At 69.1% G+C, this 18,724-nt stretch carries 6 protein-coding genes; 4 read left to right on the top strand and 2 right to left on the bottom strand.

Annotated elements, in window-relative coordinates; all coding sequences use genetic code 11:
* Positions 1 to 19: 19 nt before the first annotated feature.
* The 4 genes from LXT21_RS33535 to LXT21_RS33520 are packed head-to-tail and all read left to right on the top strand — an operon-like array spanning position 20 to position 16,239.
* Positions 20 to 5,908 carry a type I polyketide synthase gene (locus LXT21_RS33535; protein WP_254042294.1) on the top strand — a complete coding sequence of 1,963 codons (5,889 nt, stop codon included), beginning with the start codon at positions 20 to 22 and terminating at the stop codon, positions 5,906 to 5,908.
* Positions 5,901 to 9,968 carry a type I polyketide synthase gene (locus LXT21_RS33530; RefSeq protein ID WP_254042293.1) on the top strand — a complete coding sequence of 1,356 codons (4,068 nt, stop codon included), beginning with the start codon at positions 5,901 to 5,903 and terminating at the stop codon, positions 9,966 to 9,968. The genes LXT21_RS33535 and LXT21_RS33530 overlap by 8 nt, the downstream gene beginning before the upstream one ends.
* The gene (locus LXT21_RS33525; RefSeq protein ID WP_254042292.1) at positions 9,968 to 15,202 is read left to right on the top strand and encodes a MupA/Atu3671 family FMN-dependent luciferase-like monooxygenase; all 5,235 of its coding nucleotides are present in this window, start codon (positions 9,968 to 9,970) and stop codon (positions 15,200 to 15,202) included. The genes LXT21_RS33530 and LXT21_RS33525 overlap by 1 nt, the downstream gene beginning before the upstream one ends.
* A gap of 14 nt (positions 15,203 to 15,216) precedes the next feature.
* A complete protein-coding gene (locus tag LXT21_RS33520; RefSeq protein ID WP_254042291.1) occupies positions 15,217 to 16,239 on the top strand; it encodes a fumarylacetoacetate hydrolase family protein in 1,023 nt (340 codons plus the stop codon).
* An 82-nt stretch (positions 16,240 to 16,321) separates the two neighbouring features.
* Here the strand turns inward: LXT21_RS33520 and LXT21_RS33515 are convergent, their stop codons facing one another.
* Both LXT21_RS33515 and LXT21_RS33510 read right to left on the bottom strand, forming a co-directional pair.
* The gene (locus LXT21_RS33515) at positions 16,322 to 17,938 is read right to left on the bottom strand and encodes a matrixin family metalloprotease (RefSeq protein ID WP_254042290.1); all 1,617 of its coding nucleotides are present in this window, start codon (positions 17,936 to 17,938) and stop codon (positions 16,322 to 16,324) included.
* Between the two features lie 169 nt (positions 17,939 to 18,107).
* The gene (locus tag LXT21_RS33510; RefSeq protein ID WP_254042289.1) at positions 18,108 to 18,710 is read right to left on the bottom strand and encodes a response regulator transcription factor; all 603 of its coding nucleotides are present in this window, start codon (positions 18,708 to 18,710) and stop codon (positions 18,108 to 18,110) included.
* Positions 18,711 to 18,724: the final 14 nt, after the last annotated feature.

Genomic DNA, 18,724 nt, shown 5'->3' with positions numbered 1-18,724 from the left:
TCATGAGAGAGGCACGACGATGAGCAGCCCCTTGGACCCGCACGAGAACAGTGCACGCCTGGCTCGCGCCCTGGTCGCACTGGAGAAGATGCAAGCGCGGCTGGAGGCGAGCGAACGCGAGAAGCGCGAGCCCATCGCCATCATCGGCATGGCGTGTCGCTTCCCCGGCGGCGCGAACCACCCGGAGGCACTCTGGGCGCTGCTGCGTGAGGGCGGCGACGCCATCGTCGAGGTGCCGGCGGACCGGTGGGCCATCGACGACTACTACGACCCGGACCCCGCGGCGGAAGGGAAGATGTACACGCGCTGGGGCGGCTTCCTGAAGGGGGTGCGGCTCGACGAGCTGGATGCCCGGTTCTACGGCATCGCCCCTCGCGAGGCGGCGAGCATGGACCCCCAGCAGCGGTTGATGCTGGAGGTGACGTGGGAAGCGCTCGCCAACGCGGGGCAGGTGCAGGAGCGCATCGCGAACAGCCTCACCGGGGTGTTCGTCGGGGTGATGCTCAACGACTACGCCCAGCTCCAGGCGCAGCAGGCCGCCCCGGCGCTGATGGATGCGTATCTGGCGTTCGGCAACGACTCCAGCTTCATGGCCGGGCGCATCTCGTACATCCTCGGCGCCCAGGGGCCGAGCATGGCGGTGAACACCGCCTGTTCCTCCTCGCTGGTGACGGTGCAGCTGGCGTGTCAGAGCCTGCGCGCTCGCGAGAGCAACATGGCCATCGCGGGCGGCGTGAGCGTCATCCTGGCGCCGGACGGGCACATCGTCTCGTCGCGGCTCCGCTCCCAGTCGCCGACAGGACGGTGCAGGACCTTCGACGCCGCGGCCGACGGCTACGTGCGCGGCGAGGGCTGCGGTGTCGTGGTGCTCAAGCGGCTCTCCGACGCGCTCGCTGACAAGGACCCGGTGCTGGCCGTCATCCGGGGCGGCGCGGTCAATCACGACGGTCCCAGTGGTGGCCTCACGGTGCCCAGCGGTCCCGCGCAGGAGGCGGTGATTCGCAGGGCGCTGGCCAACGCGGGCGTGGAGCCCTCGCAGGTGGACTACGTCGAGGCGCACGGGACGGGGACTCCGCTCGGCGACCCGATAGAGGTGCGCGCGCTGCAGAAGGTGTTCGCTGCAGGGCGGGAGTCCTCGCGGCCCCTCGGCCTGGGCTCCATCAAGACGAACGTCGGGCACCTGGAGGCGGCGGCCGGAATCGCTGGACTGATGAAGGTGGTGCTGATGCTCCAGCACCGCGAGATTCCGCCGCACCTCCACCTGGAGCGGCCCACCACCGCCATCCCCTGGAGTGAGCTGCCCATCGCCATCCCCACCCGCCTCCGCCCCTGGGACAAGGCGTCCGGCAGGCGCGTGGCGGGTGTCAGCTCCTTCGGCCTGAGCGGCATCAACGCGCACCTGCTCCTCGAAGAGGCGCCGGAGTCGACGAGCGCGCGTCCGCCCCTGTCGCCCGAGCGCTCCGCCCACCTGCTGACGCTGTCCGCTCGCGACGAGAAGGCGCTGCTTCAGCTCGCTCGCGAGTACCAGACCTGGTTGGGCGGCGCGCCGGGACGGCTGGAGGATGTCTGTTACACGGCGAGCGCGCGGCGCAGCCACCATGAGCACCGGCTCGCGGTGGTGGGGCGCACGCGCGAGCAGCTGGTGGAGCACCTGGGCGCCTTCCTTCGGGGCGAGCCGCTCCCCGCGGTCTCCCAGCGAGTGGCCTCGCCCCGGAGGCCGAAGGTGGTGTTCGTGTTCTCCGGGCAGGGCTCCCAGTGGCCCACGATGGCGCGGGAGCTGCTCCGGGTGTCGCCGGTGTTCCGCGCCACGCTGGAGGACTGCGAGCGGGCCATGCGGGCGCATGGGGAATTCGCCCTGTTGTCGCTGCTCGAGAAGACGGATGACACCTCCTGGATGGAGGACATCGGCGTCATCCAGCCGATGCTGTTCGCCATCGCGGTGGCGCTCGCCGCGCAGTGGCGTGCCTGGGCCATCCATCCGGACGCGGTGGTGGGCCACAGCATGGGTGAGGTGGCCGCGGCCCATGTCGCGGGCGTGCTCTCCCTGGAGGACGCCGCGCGGGTCATCTGCCGTCGCAGCGCGCTGCTCCGCCGTGTCCGGGGGCAGGGCGGGATGGCGCTCGTGGGGCTCTCGCTGGAAGAGGCGCGGGCCGTGCTCGCGGGCTTCGAGGACCGGCTGTCCATCGCGGCGAGCAACGGCCCGACGACGACGGTGCTGGCGGGAGACGCCGTGGCCTTGCAGGCGGTCATGGAGCGGCTGAAGACCCGCAACGTCTTCTGCCGGGCCATCAAGGTGGATGTCGCCTCCCACTCTCCGCAGGTGGACCCGCTGCTCCCGGAGCTGCGCGAGGTGCTCGGGAATCTCCAGCCCCGGGCGGCGAGCCTGCCCGTGTACTCGACCGTCACCGGTGGGCTGACGGATGGGACGGACTGGGATGCGCGCTACTGGCAGCGCAACCTGCGCGAGCCGGTGTTGTTCTCCCAGGTCATCGAGCAGCTGCTCGCGAGCCCGCACCACGTCTTCGTGGAGCTGAGCCCTCATCCCATCCTGACGCAGTCCATCGAGCGCATCGTCGGGGCCTCGCGCACGGAGGGGCTCGTGCTGCCCTCGCTGCGCAGGGACGAGGCGGAGCTGGAGGTCCTGTTGCAGTCGCTCGGGGCCCTCCACACGGCGGGGCATCCCATCGACTGGCGCGCGGTGTATCCGGAGGCGGGTGAGTGCACGTCCTTGCCGGGTTACCCCTGGCAGCGCTCGCGTTACTGGCTGGAGCCGCGTCCTGCCGCGCTCCGAAGCGTGGCACGCCCCGTCGACGCCCGTCTGGAGGCGCGGGAGGAGCCCGGGAACACGGTGACGTCCGCGCACGCGGAAGGCACTCCGTCCCGCTTCTACGACGACTCCGTGGAGCGGGAGCGGGTGCTCGCGCCCGACGAGGTCTACCTGACCTTCGGCATCCAGCGTCGACCGGTGCCGGGCTTCTCGTGGCTCCTGAGCGTCTATGGTCTCCCGGAGCGGCCCGAGCACACGGAGTTGTTGTTGGAGGGGCAGCGAGGGCTTCGCTCCGTGCTGTTCCGGGGCGTCCGCTGGTCCTCGGTGCGCAAGGTGCTCGACTTCGGCTGCGGGTACGCCTCCGACCTCATCTCGCTGGCGAGGAAGTTCCCGCACCTGCGCCTGGATGGCTACACCATCTCCGCGGAGCAGGCAGCCATCGACGGGGAGCGGGTGAGGGCGCGTGGGCTCCAGGAGCGCGTCCGGGTCTTCGCGCGCGACAGCGCGAAGGACGCCTTCCCGGACCGCTACGACGTGGCCTTCGGGTTCGAGGTCGCCACTCACGTCGCGGACAAGAGGGCGTTGTTCGCGAATCTCTCCCGGAGCCTCCACAACGGAGGCTTCCTGTTGCTCGCCGACTTCGTCGCCAATGGTGTCTCGGCCATCAACGTGGAGGAGACGGCGTCGTACAACGTCAATGCGGAGGAGTGGGCGGAGTTGCTGGCGCGCCACCGGTTCCGGTTGGTGGAGGGGGTCGACATCAGCCGGGAGGCCGCGTGCTTCCTCGAGGACCCCGGGTTCGACCGTCACCTGGAGGTCGTGGCCACGCGGTTCAAGCTCAGTGATTTGGTGAAGCGGAACTTCGATGCCATGCGCAACTTCGGCAAGGCGCTCGACAAGGGACTGATGAGCTATGCGTTGCTCGTCGCCCAGAAGGACGAGCACGCGGGGGCGCCGTATCTGGCGCGGGTGAATCGCGCGAAGCTCGCGGCGCTGACCCCGTTCACCGCGTTCGAGGACGCGGGGGCCTGGGCGGCGCCCGCGGAGGACTCCGAACTGGAGGGTTTGGCGCCGCTCGCCTCGCGTGAGTGGGTGTACGAGGTGACGTGGCCCCAGAAGCCGCGCGCACCGAAGTCCGAGGCGCAGCGGAAGGGCGAAGCCTCCGGCCGGTGGTTGATTCTCTGCGACCGTACGGGCACGGGGGAGGCGCTGGCCGCGCGGCTGCGAGCCCGGGGCGAGCGCTGCGCGCTGCTGTTCGCGGAGCCCGGTGCGCAGAGACTCGGAGCCGATGAGGCTCACGTCGAATCGACGGACCCGGCCACGAGGCAGCGGACGCTCGGAGCCGACGAGATGCGGGTCGAACCGACGGACTCCTCGGATTGGCAGCGGGTGCTGGAGAAGCTGGCTGCGGAGGGCAGCCCCCTCCGAGGTGTGGTGCATCTGTGGAACCTGGACCTCGGCGGCGTGTCACCGGATGCGACAACGCTGGGGCGCGGCTGCGGAAGCCTGTTGACGCTGGTGCAGCGGCTGGGCGGAGGCATGGGCGCGAACACGCGGCTGTGGCTGGTCACCCGGGGCGCGCAGTCCGTCAGCGAGGGCAGTCCCGTCTCCGTCACGCAGGCGCCCCTGTGGGGCGCGGGGCGAGTGCTCGCGCTGGAGCACCCCGAGCTGTGGGGCGGGCTCGTGGACCTCTCCGCATCGCCGGACGCACAGGAGGTCGACGCGCTCTGCGAGGAGCTGTGGGCACCGGATGGTGAGGACCAGCTCGCCCTCCGTGGGAAGACGCGACATGTGGCGCGGCTCGTGCGCGCCGAGGTGCCTGTCGCGGGCAAGGCTCCTTGGCGAAGCGATGGGGCATACCTCATCACCGGAGGCCTGGGAGGACTGGGGCTCCAGGTCGCGAAGTCGCTGGTGGCCCATGGCGCCCGGCACCTGCTCCTGTCAGGTCGCACCGAGCTTCCCGCCGAGCGCGACTGGGCAGCACTCCCCTCGGACAGTCTGTTCACATCGCAGGTCAAGGCTCTGCGTGAACTCCAGGCGCAAGGAGCATCGGTGCGCTACGTGCGGTGCGACGTCGGCGAACCGGACCAGGCGCGTGCGCTCATCGATGCATGCGAGCAGGACCCCGTTCCGCTCGTGGGCATCTTCCATGCGGCGGGCATCTCGGTGCACCGCGCCCTGAAGGAGACGGGGCCGGAGGACCTCGCGTCCGTCTTCCACCCCAAGGCGATGGGCGCGTGGATGCTCCACGAGCTCACCCGTCACCTGCCGCTCCACTGCTTCGTCCTGTTCTCCTCGGCATCCTCCGTGTGGGGCTCGCAGGGCATGACCGCATACGCGGCGGCGAACCACTTCCTCGACGCCCTCGCGCACCACCGCAAGTCCCAAGGACTGGCGGCCACGTGCATCAACTGGGGCCGTTGGAGCGAAGGCGGAATGGCGGGCTCCGAGCAGGCGCAGCGCTTCTTCTCGCAGGTCGGCCTGGAGGCGATGCCGACCGAGGCGGCGCTCATGCTGCTGGAGCGTCTGGTGGGCGCGGGCGTCACCCAGCGGACCGTGGCGTCGGTGGACTGGAGTCGCTTCAAGCCGCTGCAGGAAGCGCGGAGACACCGGCCCCTGCTCGAGCACATCTCCGTGGGCGCCCCTGCCCCGAAGACCCCCGTGGAGCAGGGCGCCGTCACCTCCGAGCTGCTGCGTCGCCTGGAGGAGGCACCCGAGGGACGGCGCCGCAACGTGTTGCAGGACTTCGTGCGAGGCGAGGCTTCACGCGTCCTGGGCGCGGAGCCCTCGTCGCTGACGCCGGGGCAGGGCTTCTTCCAGATGGGCATGAACTCGCTCATGTCCGTCGAGCTGAAGAACCACCTGGAGCGAAGCCTCCGACACAAGCTCCCGTCCACGCTCGCGTTCGATTATCCGACGGTGGCGGAGCTGACCGACTTCCTGGCGAAGGAGGTCCCCGCGCTCGCGGTGCTCCTCCCCGTTCGGCCAGGGGTGGCGCTCGCCGACGCCGTGGTCGTCGATGTGGACCCGTTGTTGAAGGACGAAGCCATCTTCGAATTGCTGAGTGAAGCAGAGCGGTTGTCGGAGACCGCGTTGCAATCGCTTGCACAGTCTTTCCCTGGTGAGGGCTCAAATGAGTGACGTCATGGAGAAGTTGGTGCGTGGTCTCTCCCCCGAGAAGCGGGTGAACCTCGCCAGGATGCTCCTTCGCTCCGTGGGCGAGAGCGTCGCGGAGAAGAAGACGGCGGAGCCCATCGCCATCATCGGAATCGGCTGCCGGTTCCCAGGTGGCGCGAATGACGCGGACTCCTTCTGGCGGATGTTGCGAGCGGGGACGGACGCCGTGGGCGAGGTGCCGCCCAGCCGCTGGGACATCGACGCGTACTACGACGCCGACCCCTCCAAGCCCGGGAAGATGTACACGCGCAACGGCGCGTTCCTGGAAGGCGTGGACCTGTTCGACCCGTACTTCTTCGGGATTCCTCCGCGCTCGGCGGTGAACATGGACCCCCAGCACCGGCTGCTGCTGGAGGTGGCCTGGGAGGCGCTGGAGCACGCGGGCATCGCTCCCCAGAGCCTCGCGGGCAGCAAGACCGGGGTGTTCATCGGCGGCGCCACCGGCGACTACACCCAGCTCATCCAGGGCAAGGGCGCCGACAGCATCGATGCGAGCTACCTCACGGGCAGCCTGCTCACGTTCGCCACGGGTCGGCTGTCGCACTTCTTCGACCTGCAGGGGCCGAGCCTCGGCGTGGACACCGCCTGTTCCTCGTCACTCGTCGCGGTGCATCTGGCGTGTCAGAGCCTGCGCTCCGGCGAGAGCTCGCTGTCGCTCGTGGGCGGGGTAAATCTCATCCTGACGCCGCAGGGCACCATCACCACCTGCAAGGCGCGCATGCTCGCCGTGGATGGGCGTTGCAAGACGTTCGACGCCGCGGCGGATGGCTACGGCCGGGGCGAGGGCTGCGGCATGGTCGTCCTCAAGCGCCTCTCGGAGGCGCTGGCGGATGGGGACCAGGTCCTGGCCGTCATTCGTGGCTCCGCGGTGAACCAGGACGGGCACAGCAGTGATTTGACGGTGCCCAACGGGCTCGCGCAGCAGGCGGTGATTCGTCAGGCGCTGGCGGATGCGGGCCTGGACCCGAAGCAGGTGGGCTACGTGGAGGCGCACGGCACTGGCACGTCGCTGGGCGACCCCATCGAGCTGCGCGCGCTGGGGGCGGTGTTCGGCGAGAAGCGCGACGGCGACGCGGCCCTCCAGGTCGGCTCGGTGAAGACGAACATCGGTCACCTCGAGTACGCGGCGGGCATCGCGGGGCTCATCAAGCTCGTGCTCTCGTTGAAGCACGGCGAGGTGCCCGCGCATCTGCACTTCAAGCGCGGCAACCCGTACATCCCCTGGAATGAGCTTCCCGTGGCGGTTCCCACCCAGCTCGCACCGTGGGCCGCGCGAGACGGAAAGCGCGTGGGCGGCGTGAGCTCGTTTGGCGCCAGCGGGACGAACGCGCACGTGGTGCTGGAAGAGGCGCCGGAGGTGGAGAGGAAGGGAGGGAAGGAGAGGCCGAGGCACGTGCTGGCGCTGTCAGCGAGGAATGAGAAGGCGCTGAGGGAGCTCGCGGGCCGGTACGCGAAGGGGCTGGGAGAAGAGGTGGGGGACGCGTGCTTCACGGCGAACACAGGCCGAGCGCGCTTCGGGCACCGGGTGGCGGTGGTGGGGAGGACGGGGGAGGAGCTGAAGGAAGAGCTGGCGAGGTACGCGAGCGGCGGGGCGGTGGAGAAGGGCGCGGAAGGCCAGGCGAAGAAGGCGGAGGAAGTGGTGCTGCTCTTCACGGGGCAGGGGGTGCAGCACGAGGGGATGGGGAGGGAGCTGTACGAGACGAGCGAGACGTTTCGGGGAGTGATGAAGCAGTGCGACGAGGTGGTGAAGGGGGAGCTGGGGGAGTCGCTGGTGGAGGTGCTGTACGGAGGGAAGGGAGTGCTGCTGGAGAAGAGCAGCGTGTCGCAGGCGGCGCTGTTCAGCGTGGAGTACGCGCTGGCGGAGGTGTGGAGGGAGTGGGGAGTGAAGCCGGCGGCGGTGATGGGGCACAGCCTGGGTGAGTACGTGGCGGCGTGCGTGGCGGGAGTGTTCAGCCTGGAGGAGGGGCTGAAGCTGGTGATGGAGCGGGGGAGGTTGATGGAGGGGCTGGAGGGTGAAGGGAAGATGGTGGCGGTGCTGGCGAGTGAGGAGGAGGTGAAGGGGGAAGGTGGAGAGAGGTTGATTGCGGCGGTGAACGGGCCTGGAGAGGTGGTGCTGGCGGGGAGGGTGAAGGAGGTGGAGGAGGTGGAGGGGAGGCTGAAGGCGAGGGGGAAGGAGTGCCGGGCGTTGAAGACGACGCACGCGTTCCACTCGGAGCTGATGGAGCCGATGAAGGAGGGATTCGAGAGGGCGGCGGGGAAGGTGGAGATGCAGAGGGCGAAGTTGGAGTTGGTGTCGAACGTGAGCGGGAGGGAGGTGAAGGGGGAGGAGAGGGAGGCGGGGTACTGGGCGAGGCACCTGAGGGAGCCGGTGAGGTACTGGGAGGGAGTGAAGGGGTTGTACGAGAGGGGGTACCGGGTCTTCGTGGAGGTGGGGCCGAAGCCGACGCTGACGGGGGTGGGGAAGAGGTACCTGGGGGAGGGGGAGGCGCAGTGGGTGGGGAGCCTGAGGGTGGGGAGCAGCGACTGGGAGATGCTGCTGGGGAGCGCGGCGAAGCTGTACGTGAAGGGCGTGGAGGTGGACTGGGAGGGAGTGGACAAGGGGTACGCGCGCCGACGCGTGGCGCTGCCGACGTATCCCTTCCAGCGTGAGCGCTACTGGCTCGACTCGCTCATCCCCAACACGGATGTGCTGGTGACCTTCTACCGGACCATCGTCCAACTGGCGGAGGTCAACACGGCGGTGCAGTTCCCCTCGTTGCGCTTCGCGACGCTGCGCGAGCCCGTGCCCGGCTTCTCGTGGATCGCCATGTACCGGCCCGAGGCCGACCCCGCGAAGGAGGCGGTCTACAAGCAGTTCTACGACCTGGCCCTCCAGTCGAACCTCGAGATGGCGAGGACGCTCTACCGGGGGCTCGACTTCTCGTCCTTCACCCGCGTGCTCGACATCGGGTGTGGCCACGCCGCGGACCTCATCGACCTGGGCAAGGCGCACCCCCACCTCGAGCTGCATGGCTGCAACATCTCGCCGGACCAGATCGAGGCGGGGCGGCAGCGCATCCGCGGGCTCGGGCTGGATGGGCGCATCAAGCTCCACTACCAGGACAGCTCGCGGGACGCGTTCCCGTCCACGTACGACCTGGTCATCGCGTTCCAGGTCATCCACCACATCCGGAACAAGGCGGACCTCTTCGCGAACATCAGCCGGAGCCTGCGCAACGGCGGCTACCTGGTGATGGCGGAGACGCTGTCCAACATGGCCAGCGCCATCGAGCACCCGGAGTCCACCACGCTCTTCGTGCCCCAGGCCGAGTGGGCGGAGCTGCTTGCCCGCAACCACCTGCGCATCGTCGAGGCCGTCGAGTCCAGCCAGGAGATCGCCAACTTCCTCCACGACCCGGACTTCGAGCAGAACTTCACGCGGGTGACTCGCGACCTGGACGAGGTGACGCAGAAGCACCTGCACGGCATCCACATGCTCGGTGAGCTGCTCAAGCGCCGACTGGCCGCCTACCTCCTGTTCACGGTGACGAAGGACGAGTCGATGGACGTGGACACCATTCGCCGCATCAACCTCGAGCGGCTGGGCGCGCGTGTCTCGTACGACGCCACCTACAGCGCGGTGACGAAGGGGCCGTACGCGTTGCCGCCGCCTCCCGGGGCGCAGGCGCTCCAGGACGCCGCCTCCGCGGCGAGCACCTTCGCCAAGACGCTGCTCTCCACGGAGCCCGGTCAGCGAGGCCCGCTGCTGGACGGCTATCTGCGGGAGCAGGTGGCGAACCTCTTGAAGATGCCGGTGGCCCGGCTGGACGCGGAGCAGCCCCTGAGCACCCTGGGCCTGGACTCGCTGCTGTCGCTCGAGCTGAAGCACAAGATCCACGCGGAGACGGGCGTGAGCCTCCAGCTCGATGAGCTGTTGCAGGGCGCGAGCATCGCGCACCTGTCGCAGCGCCTCGCCGAGCAGCTCGACGGGCGTGGCGCGGGACGCACCGCCACGACCCAGGACTGGGAGGAAGGCGAGCTGTGATGACCGACGAACTCATCGCCGAGCTGTCCCGGCAGGGCGTCACGCTCTGGGTGGAGGGGGAGCGGTTGAAGTACCGGGCCCCCAAGGGCGCGCTGTCGCCGGAGCACCTGGCGAAGCTGTCCACGAACAAGGCCACGCTGGTGGAGCACCTGCGCCGGCTCGCGGCCGACGGCGAGTCCGTCCATCCGCTCTCCCACGGACAGCAGGCGCTCTGGTTCGTCTCCCAGGTGGCACCCGACAGCGCCGCCTACAACACGGCGCTGTCGATTCGCATCGTCTCCGAGCTGGACGTCGCCGCGCTGCGACGCGCCTGCCAACAGCTCGTGGACCGACACGGCGCGCTGCGGACGACCTTCACGACGCACCAGGGGCAGCCCGTCCAGCGGGTGCGCCAGCAGGTCGAGGTCCAGTTCGAGCAGGTCCAAGTCCCAGGGCTCGATGCCGAGTCCCTGCGGGCGCGGGTGACACAGGCGTACGAGGCACCGTTCGACCTGGAGCGGGGCCCGCTGATGCGCGTGCGGCTCTTCACCCGGGGCCCTCGCGACCACGTGCTGCTCATCGCCATCCACCACATCGTCTACGACGGATGGTCGCTGCTGGTGCTGGGGGAGGAGCTGCTGCGGCACCTCTACGCCGCGGAGAAGGCGGGCGCTCCCGCGACGCTGCCTCCGCCGCAGGCGACCTACGTGGACTACGTGCGCTGGCAGGCCGAGATGCTCGCGGGCGCCACGGGGCAGCGGCTCTGGGACTATTGGTCCCGACAGCTGGGAGGCACGCTGCCGCCGCTGGACCTGCCCATCGCTCAGCCCCGGCCGCAGGTGCAGGGCTACGCGGGCGCCTCGGTCCCCGTGTCGCTGAAGGGGACGCTGCCCCGAAGGTTGAGGGCGCTCTGTGAGCAGGAGGGCGTCACCCTGTACACGCTGCTGCTGGGCGCGTTCATGACGCTCCTGCACCGCTACTCGGGGCAGGAGGACCTGCTGGTGGGAACACCCACGCTGGGGCGGACGCAGCCCCAGTTCGCGAAGGTCGTGGGCAACTTCATGAACATGATGGTCCTGCGGGGAAGTCTCTCCGGGGACCCTTCGTTCCGGACCCTGCTCGGGCAGCTGCGACAGACGGTCGTCGGCGCGCTCGCGCACCAGGACTTCCCCTTCCATCTGCTCGTGGAGAAGCTGAACCCGGAGCGCGACTCCGGCCGCTCGCCCATCTTCCAGGTGGCGTTCATGCTCCAGCCCACGCCCCGGGAGGACATCTACCAGGGGGACGAGGCGCACCCGGCCCTTCCCGGAGGTCTGGTGCTGCGGCCCTTCGACATCCCCCAGCAGGAGGGCCAGTTCGACCTCTCGCTGGAGCTGACGGAGACGGACGCGTCGCTGGGCGGCGTGCTGAAGTACCGCACGGACCTGTTCGACGCGGAGAGCATCGTCCGGATGGTGGGGCATCTGGAGACGCTGCTGGAGGGGCTCGTCGAGGACCCCGAGCGGCGCCTGTCGGAGCTGCCCCTGCTGACGCCCGAGGAGCGCCGCCAGGTGCTCGACACCTGGAACGAGACCCGCTCCGCGCGCACCCCGGCGTCGTGCCTCCACGAGCTGTTCGAGGCGCGAGTGCTCGCGGCCCCGGAGTCCATCGCCCTGGTCTCCGGCGCCGAACGGCTGAGCTACCGCGAGCTGGACACTCGCGCCAATCGACTGGCGCACCGGCTGCGGGCGCTCGGTGTCGGACCCGAGGTGCGGGTGGGCCTCTGCGTCCCGCGGAGCGCGGACATGGTGGCGGGCATGCTCGGCATCCTGAAGGCCGGCGGCGCCTACGTGCCGATGGACCCGACCTATCCCGCGGACAGGCTCGCCTACATGCTCGGCGACTCCCAGGCAAAGGTCGTCCTGGTCGACGCGGGCCACGCGACGCGCCTGCCGGAGACGGCCGCGAAGGTGGTGCTGTTGGAGGCCGGCGGCGAGGAGGCTTCCGATGCCATGGCGCCGCCGAGGAGCGGGGTGGGCGCGGAGAATGTGGCGTACACGCTCTACACCTCGGGCTCCACGGGGCGCCCCAAGGGGTGCATGGTCTGTCACCGCAACGTCGCGCGCTTCTTCGACGCGATGGACGGCGCCATGAGCGCTCACGAGCGCGGCGTGTGGCTCGCCACGACGAGCATGTCGTTCGACATCTCCGTGCTGGAGCTCCTGTACTCGCTCACCCGGGGCTTCCAGGTGGTGCTCCGTGGCGAGCAGGGCGTGTCGAGCCGGCCTGGCGTGTCCAGCAAGCCGCTCGAGTTCAGCCTCTTCTACTTCGCCAGCGACGAGCGGGAGCACACGAAGGCCAAGTATCGGCTGCTGTTGGAGGGCGCCCGGTTCGCGGACACGCATGGCTTCAAGGCGGTCTGGACGCCCGAGCGGCACTTCCACGCCTTCGGTGGGCTCTATCCGAACCCCTCCGTCATCAGCGCGGCGCTGGCGGCGACCACCCGGAACGTCCGGCTGCGCGCGGGCAGCATCGTGCTCCCGCTGCACAGCCCCATCCGGGTCGCCGAGGAGTGGTCCATCGTGGACAACCTCTCCGACGGACGCGTGGACCTCTCGTTCGCCTCGGGGTGGCACCCCAATGACTTCGTGCTCGCGCCGGAGCGCTTCGCCGACGCGCGCAGCGCCTTCTTCGAGCAGATTGCCACCGTCAAGAAGCTCTGGAAGGGCGAGTCGGTGTCCTTCCGGAACGGACAGGGGCAGGACGTCCCCATCCAGTCCCTGCCCAGGCCGGTCCAATCAGAGGTCCAGGTCTGGGTGACGGCGGCGGGCAACCCGGAGACGTTCCGCGCGGCGGGAGCGTCGGGCGCCCATGTGCTCACGCACCTGCTCGGACAGAACCTCACGGAGTTGGCGAAGAAGGTCCGAATCTATCGGGAGGCCTGGGCCGCCGCGGGCCACGGGCCGGGGCCGGGCCACGTCACCCTCATGCTGCACACGTTCATGGGCGAGGACGTCGACGACATCCGCCAGAAGGTGAACGCGCCCCTGCGCCAGTACCTGAAGAGCTCGATTGGGCTGCTGCGTTCGGTCATCGGGCCGCTGCCGCACGGGGGCGAGCTGGAGGCGCTCTCCGAGGCGGACGTCGACCAGCTGCTCGCGAAGGCCATCGACCGGTACTTCAACCAGATGGGCCTGTTCGGCAACGTGGAGAGCTGCCTGCCGTTGATCGACAGGCTGCGCGAGCTGGGCGTGGACGAGGTCGCCTGTCTCATCGACTTCGGGATGGACGTCGACGCGACGCTGGCGGGGCTCGAGACCTTGAACGCCCTGAAGGAACAGTGCACGCGGCCCCAGGCGTCGCCCGAGGACATCCCCTCGCTCATCGCCGCGCACGGTGTTACCCACTTCCAGTGCACGCCGTCGATGTTGCGGATGTTGCTCTTGGAGCCGGGAGGCGTGGAGTCGCTGCGTCCGCTCCGCAAGCTCCTGGTGGGCGGAGAGGCCTTCCCCGTCGCCCTGGCGCGCCAGGTGCTCCCGCGGGTGGAGGGCGAGGTGCTCAACATGTACGGGCCGACCGAGACGACCATCTGGTCCTCGTTCGAGCGGGTGGCGAAGGACGCCTCACTCGTCACCATCGGCGGGCCCATCGCGGACACGCGGATGTACGTGCTGGACGCGGGGCTGCGGCCCGTGCCGGTGGGCGTGCCCGGTGAGCTGTTCATCGGAGGCGAAGGGGTGGCGCGGGGTTATCTCCACCGCCCCGAGCTGACGGCGGAGCGCTTCATCCCGGACCCCTTCGCGGGCGAGGTGGGCGCGCGCATGTACCGCACAGGCGACCGCGTCCGTCATCTGCCGGAGGGACGCATCGAGTTCCTGGGGCGCGAGGACCACCAGGTGAAGGTCCGGGGCGTGCGCATCGAGCCGGGGGAAATCGAGGCGGAGCTGCGCCAGCACCCGGAGGTCCGTCAGGCGGTGGTGGTGGCGCGGGCCGACGCCTCGGGCGAGGTGGCGCTCACGGCCTATGTCGTGGCCGCGAAGACGGTCACCCCCTCGGAGCTGTCGCGCTTCCTTCGGGACAGGCTGCCGCCCGCGATGGTTCCCTCCCTCTTCGTCCGGCTCGACGCGCTGCCGTTGACGCCGAACCAGAAGCTGGATGTCCGCGCCCTCCCGGTGCCCGAGGCGCCGGCACCGGAGCTCTCGGCGTCGTACGTCGCGCCCAGGGACGCGCTGGAGCTGGAGCTGGTGGCGCTCTGGGAGGAGCTGTTCGATTTGCGCCCCATCGGCGTCACCAGCAGCTTCTTCCAACTGGGAGGCCACTCGTTGCTGGCGGTCCGGCTGATGTCCCGGCTGCGCGCCCGCTGGGGGCGACAGCTCCCTGTCTCCCTCTTGTTCCAGGCGGACACCATCCGTCAGCTCGCGGCCCTGCTCGTCCAGCAGGAAGGTGGCGCTCGCGCCCGTGAGCCGCTGGTGCGCATCCAGGAGACGGGCGACAAGCCACCGCTCTTCTTCGTGCACCCGACGGGAGGCGACGTGCTGTGCTACGCGCCGCTGGCGAGACAGCTTGGTCCCCGGCAGCCCTTCTACGCGCTGCAGGCGCTGCCGGAGCAGGACGCGGGCTCCATCGAGGAGATGGCGGCGCGTTACCTGGAAGAGGTGCGCCGCGTCCGGCCGAGCGGGCCGTATCGCCTGGGAGGCTGGTCCACGGGCGGCATCGTCGCGCAGGCGATGGCGCGGCAGTTGGAAGCGCGGTCCGAGCAGGTGGAGCTGCTCCTGTTGTTGGAGACCTGGTCTCCGGAGCTCTACCAGCGAGCGGAGGAGCCCGGCGCGCTCATGGCGTGGTTCGCCACGGACCTGCTGGGAGGCGCGGAGGCGGCGAAGCTCGACGCGACGAAGCTCCAGACGCTCGATGAGGCGGGGCGCCTGGGCTACCTGGTCGAGCACGCGAGGGCCTTGGGCTCGCTGCCCGGCGTGGAGCTGGCGGAGATGGAGCAGCGCTTCCGGGTCTTCTCCCGGAACGCGAGGGCCCTGTCCCGCTACCGGGCCGAGCCCTATCGCGGCAAGGTGCTCTTCCTCCAGGCGGAGCAGCTGGCCTCGCCCTCGTCGGACACGCTGCCCGCGCCGGTGGAGAGCTGGGGGGAGCGGCTGCTCCAGGCCCAGCTGCATCAGGTGCCGGGCAATCACTACACGATGTTGCAGGCGCCGCACGTCCGCGAGGTCGCGGACCGGATGACCTGCTTCCTGGATGCGCTCACGGTGGCCGCCGGGCCACGTTGAAGGAGCCTTGGCTCATGGGAATTCATGTCGCGCGGTTCAGGGCAGGAGGCGAGGTCCGGTGGGGCTGGGTCCGCCAGGAGCAGGTCGTTCCCATCCCGGGGCGGTACGAGTCCCTCGCGGAGTTCCTCGAGAAGGGGGCGGCGAAGGCGCGGTGGATGGCGGCGGGGAACGAGGGCGAGGCCATCGCCCTGACGGGCCTCGAGTTGTTCGCGCCGGTGACGTCGCCGTGCAACGTGGTCTGCCAGGGGCAGAACTACCGCAGCCACATGTTGGAAGTGGGGCAGGACCCGGACGCGAAGGACTTCAACCAGTTCTTCCGCAAGGCCTCTTCGTCGTTGGCCTCGAGCACGGAGGACATCGTCAAGCCGGAGCGAGTCCGGATGCTCGACTACGAAATCGAGCTGGGGCTCGTCATCGGCCGGAGGATTTCGGGGCCGGTGCGCGTGGAGCGGGCGCGGCTGCATGACTTCGTCGCCGGGATTGTGATGGGCAATGACATCTCCGCCCGGGACCTCCAGCTCGCGGAGGGGCAGTGGCACAAGGCGAAGAGCTTCCGGACCTTCTGCCCGGTGGGGCCGTATGTCTATCTGCTCGACGCGGAGGACTGCGCGCGGTTGATGGACCTGCGGCTCGAACTGTCTGTCAATGGCGAGCCGAGGCAGGACGCGAGCACCTCGGAGATGATCTACCCGCCGGAGGAGACTCTCACGGAGTTGTCGGAGGTCATGGACCTGTTCCCCGGAGACCTGGTGCTGACGGGGACGCCGAGCGGCGTGGCGGCGGGGAGGAACATGTCGAAGCTGGCGAGACAGGTGGGCAAGGTCATCAGCGTCTTCCTGTCCGACAAGACGCTCGCGAAGCTCATCCTGAAGCAGGGCAACACGGCGGGCTACCTGAAGGCGGGGGACGTCCTGCGTGCCTCGATTACCAGCCGGGACGGGGTCATCCACCTGGGGACCCAGGAGAACCGCATCGTGACGCGGGCCGCTGGGGAGACCGTGGGCGAGGAGCGCGAGGCTCACGCGAAGGTGGGCTGAGCCTCGAAGCGAGTCGGCGGATGGCGGTGCTGCGGGAACGACGGACCCCGCAGCCCGCCACGGATTCGCGGGCTCCTGGCGACTACGGCGTCGAGAGCACGAGGTCCGTTGCTCCCGAGGTCACCAAGGTCCAGTTGGTGCTGAGGCCCCCTTGCTTGACATAGACGTCCCCGTTGTTGTGCAGGGCCCCGATGCGGTCGCCAGAGAGTGAAAGAACCCGGGTGATGGAGGTCTCCCACACCCAGGCAGCGTCGAGGCCCCCTTCCTTCACATGGACGTTTCCATCGGTGTAGAGGGCCCCGATGCGGTTGCCCGAGAGTGAGATCGCCTGGGTGTTGGCGGCCTGCCACACCCAGTTCGTGCCGAGGTCCCCTTCCTTCACGAAGACGTTCCCGTCGTTGTGCACGACCCCGATGCGGGTGTCTGTCAGCGCAAGGGCCTGGGTATTGGAGGTCTGCCACACCCAGTCGGCGCCGAGGCCTCCTTGCTTCACATGGACCTGCCCATCATTCCCCAGGACTCCGATGCGGTCGCCGGCCAACGCGATGGCTCGAGCGTCCGAACGGACCTGTGCCCAGTTTGCATCGAGACGCCCCTCCTTCACGTAGACGATTCCGTCGTGGTGGAGGACCCCGATGCGGTCACCCGCGAGTGAAAGGGCCTGGGTATTGGAGGTCTGCCACATCCAGGCGGCGCCGAGGCTTCCCTCCTTCACATAGACGTTCCCGTCGGTCTTGATGATTCCGATGCGGTCGCTGCCCAATGCGAGGGCCTGAACGTCCGAAGCCACCAGGGTCCAGGTCGTCCCCCGCCCCTGCTCCTGGATGTAGGCGAGGCCGGAGGGCCGCAGGATGCCAATCCTGTTCGGGAGCTCATACGCGGCGCGCGCGCCCGCGATGTCGAGCGGGCTCAGCGTGAATGACCAGCCCTCCGTGCCGTTGCACGTCGGATAATGCATCACGGAGGCCGCATCGTAGGAGGTGAGGGCCTCCCATCGGGAGTCCTCGAAGCAGGTGCCGGCCTCGGGGCGGGTGTGTTCGTGGCGGAACCCCAGGGTGTGACCGAGCTCGTGACGGAGGATTCCAGTCAGGCTCGGGGACCTCGTCCTTCCGACGGAGGATTCATCGATCAAGACGTTGCTCACCGCGCGCGCATCGCCCGGGAAGAAGGCGCGTGCGAAATAGGCGCCTCCGGACACAGGCCGGACATCGAACACGACGGAGAGCTGACTCGCGGTGCAGTTGCTGTCGAATTCGCTCAGGTGGACGAAGCGGACGTCGGCGGCCGCCTCCCAGGCCCTCGCGGCATCCGACATCGCCTGGACCACGGTGGCATGTCGGGTTCCGAAGGCCGTGCTCACGCAGTAGCTGAGGTGGTGCTTTTCCGCCTCGGTCCAGCGAGCCCTCGCTCCATTGCGGACCATGATGGCCAGCCCGTCCTGTCGCGTCCCGACGTTCGCGGTGTTGACGTGGGCGTCATAGAACGCGCGCAGTTGGGTCACATCGGAGAACGGCTCATCCCCGTTGGCGATGTAGACGCCGCTCCCGGGTTCCTGATGGACCTGTGAGAGGAAATGCTCCCAGGTCGATTCGCGCGACGCCCGAGGGCTCTCCTCGGGAGGGCTTCCCGTGCATGCGGAGACACCAACGCCAACACACAGGAGCTGCGCACACCACCAGGCAATCTGCGACTTCGACATTACAACCCCGTTCTGCGCGAAGTCTGAAGTCAAACCCAGACGAGACCCTGCTGATGGTTCGACTTGACCTCGCTTCGCGCGACGAGGCCGTGAATATTTCTATTCCTGCCCTTTCGGGATTCAAAGGCTTTTCTGCCCGGGCCCCTCGGGCTGAAACTCCCTCGGTGTCTCAGTCGTACTTCTGGGTTTGCCCCGTGACGAGCGCCAGCCACGGCTCTTGTGTCTCCCGGCCGAGCATCCGCGCGATGAGGGACGCGCGTGATTGCACTTGGAAGTGCCGATAGAGGGTCTTCGTGTATTGATTCACGGTGAAGCGGCTGATGCCGAGTCGGTCGGCGATCTGCTTGTCTCCGAGGCCCTGGAGGAGGAGCGCCAAGGTCTGTCGCTCGCGGGGGGACAGCGCTGGGGTGGGGAGGGCTCGCGCCGGGGGGGCGGGTGGTTCGAACATGGCGCCACACTCGGTGTGGAACAGGTGCAGCAGCTCCCGGTCCGCGACATCGAAGGGGCGAGCACTCCGCGCACGATAGATTCCGATGCCCCGCGCCGCTCCCTTCGTCCCCGACCAGCGGCTCGAGTAGAGCGAGTCATCGAGCCCGGTGGGGCGCAGGTAGCGGTCGATATAGGGCGCGCCATACCAGGTGCGGTCTTCCACCAGCTCCCGGCGGGTCGCCGTGACGATGCCCCCGTCATGCGATGCACCGCGCTCCCTCAAGGAGCGGATGGCGGGATTGCAGCCACTCCCCAGCCGCCGGAGCGCATCGAGGGCCGCCACGGCCCGCCCATCCC

It is taken from the genome of Myxococcus guangdongensis (assembly GCF_024198255.1).
GTDB classification, from domain to species: Bacteria; Myxococcota; Myxococcia; order Myxococcales; family Myxococcaceae; genus Myxococcus; species Myxococcus guangdongensis.
Note: the sequence above shows the minus strand (reverse complement) of the source record. Positions and strands in the feature narration are given on the sequence as shown.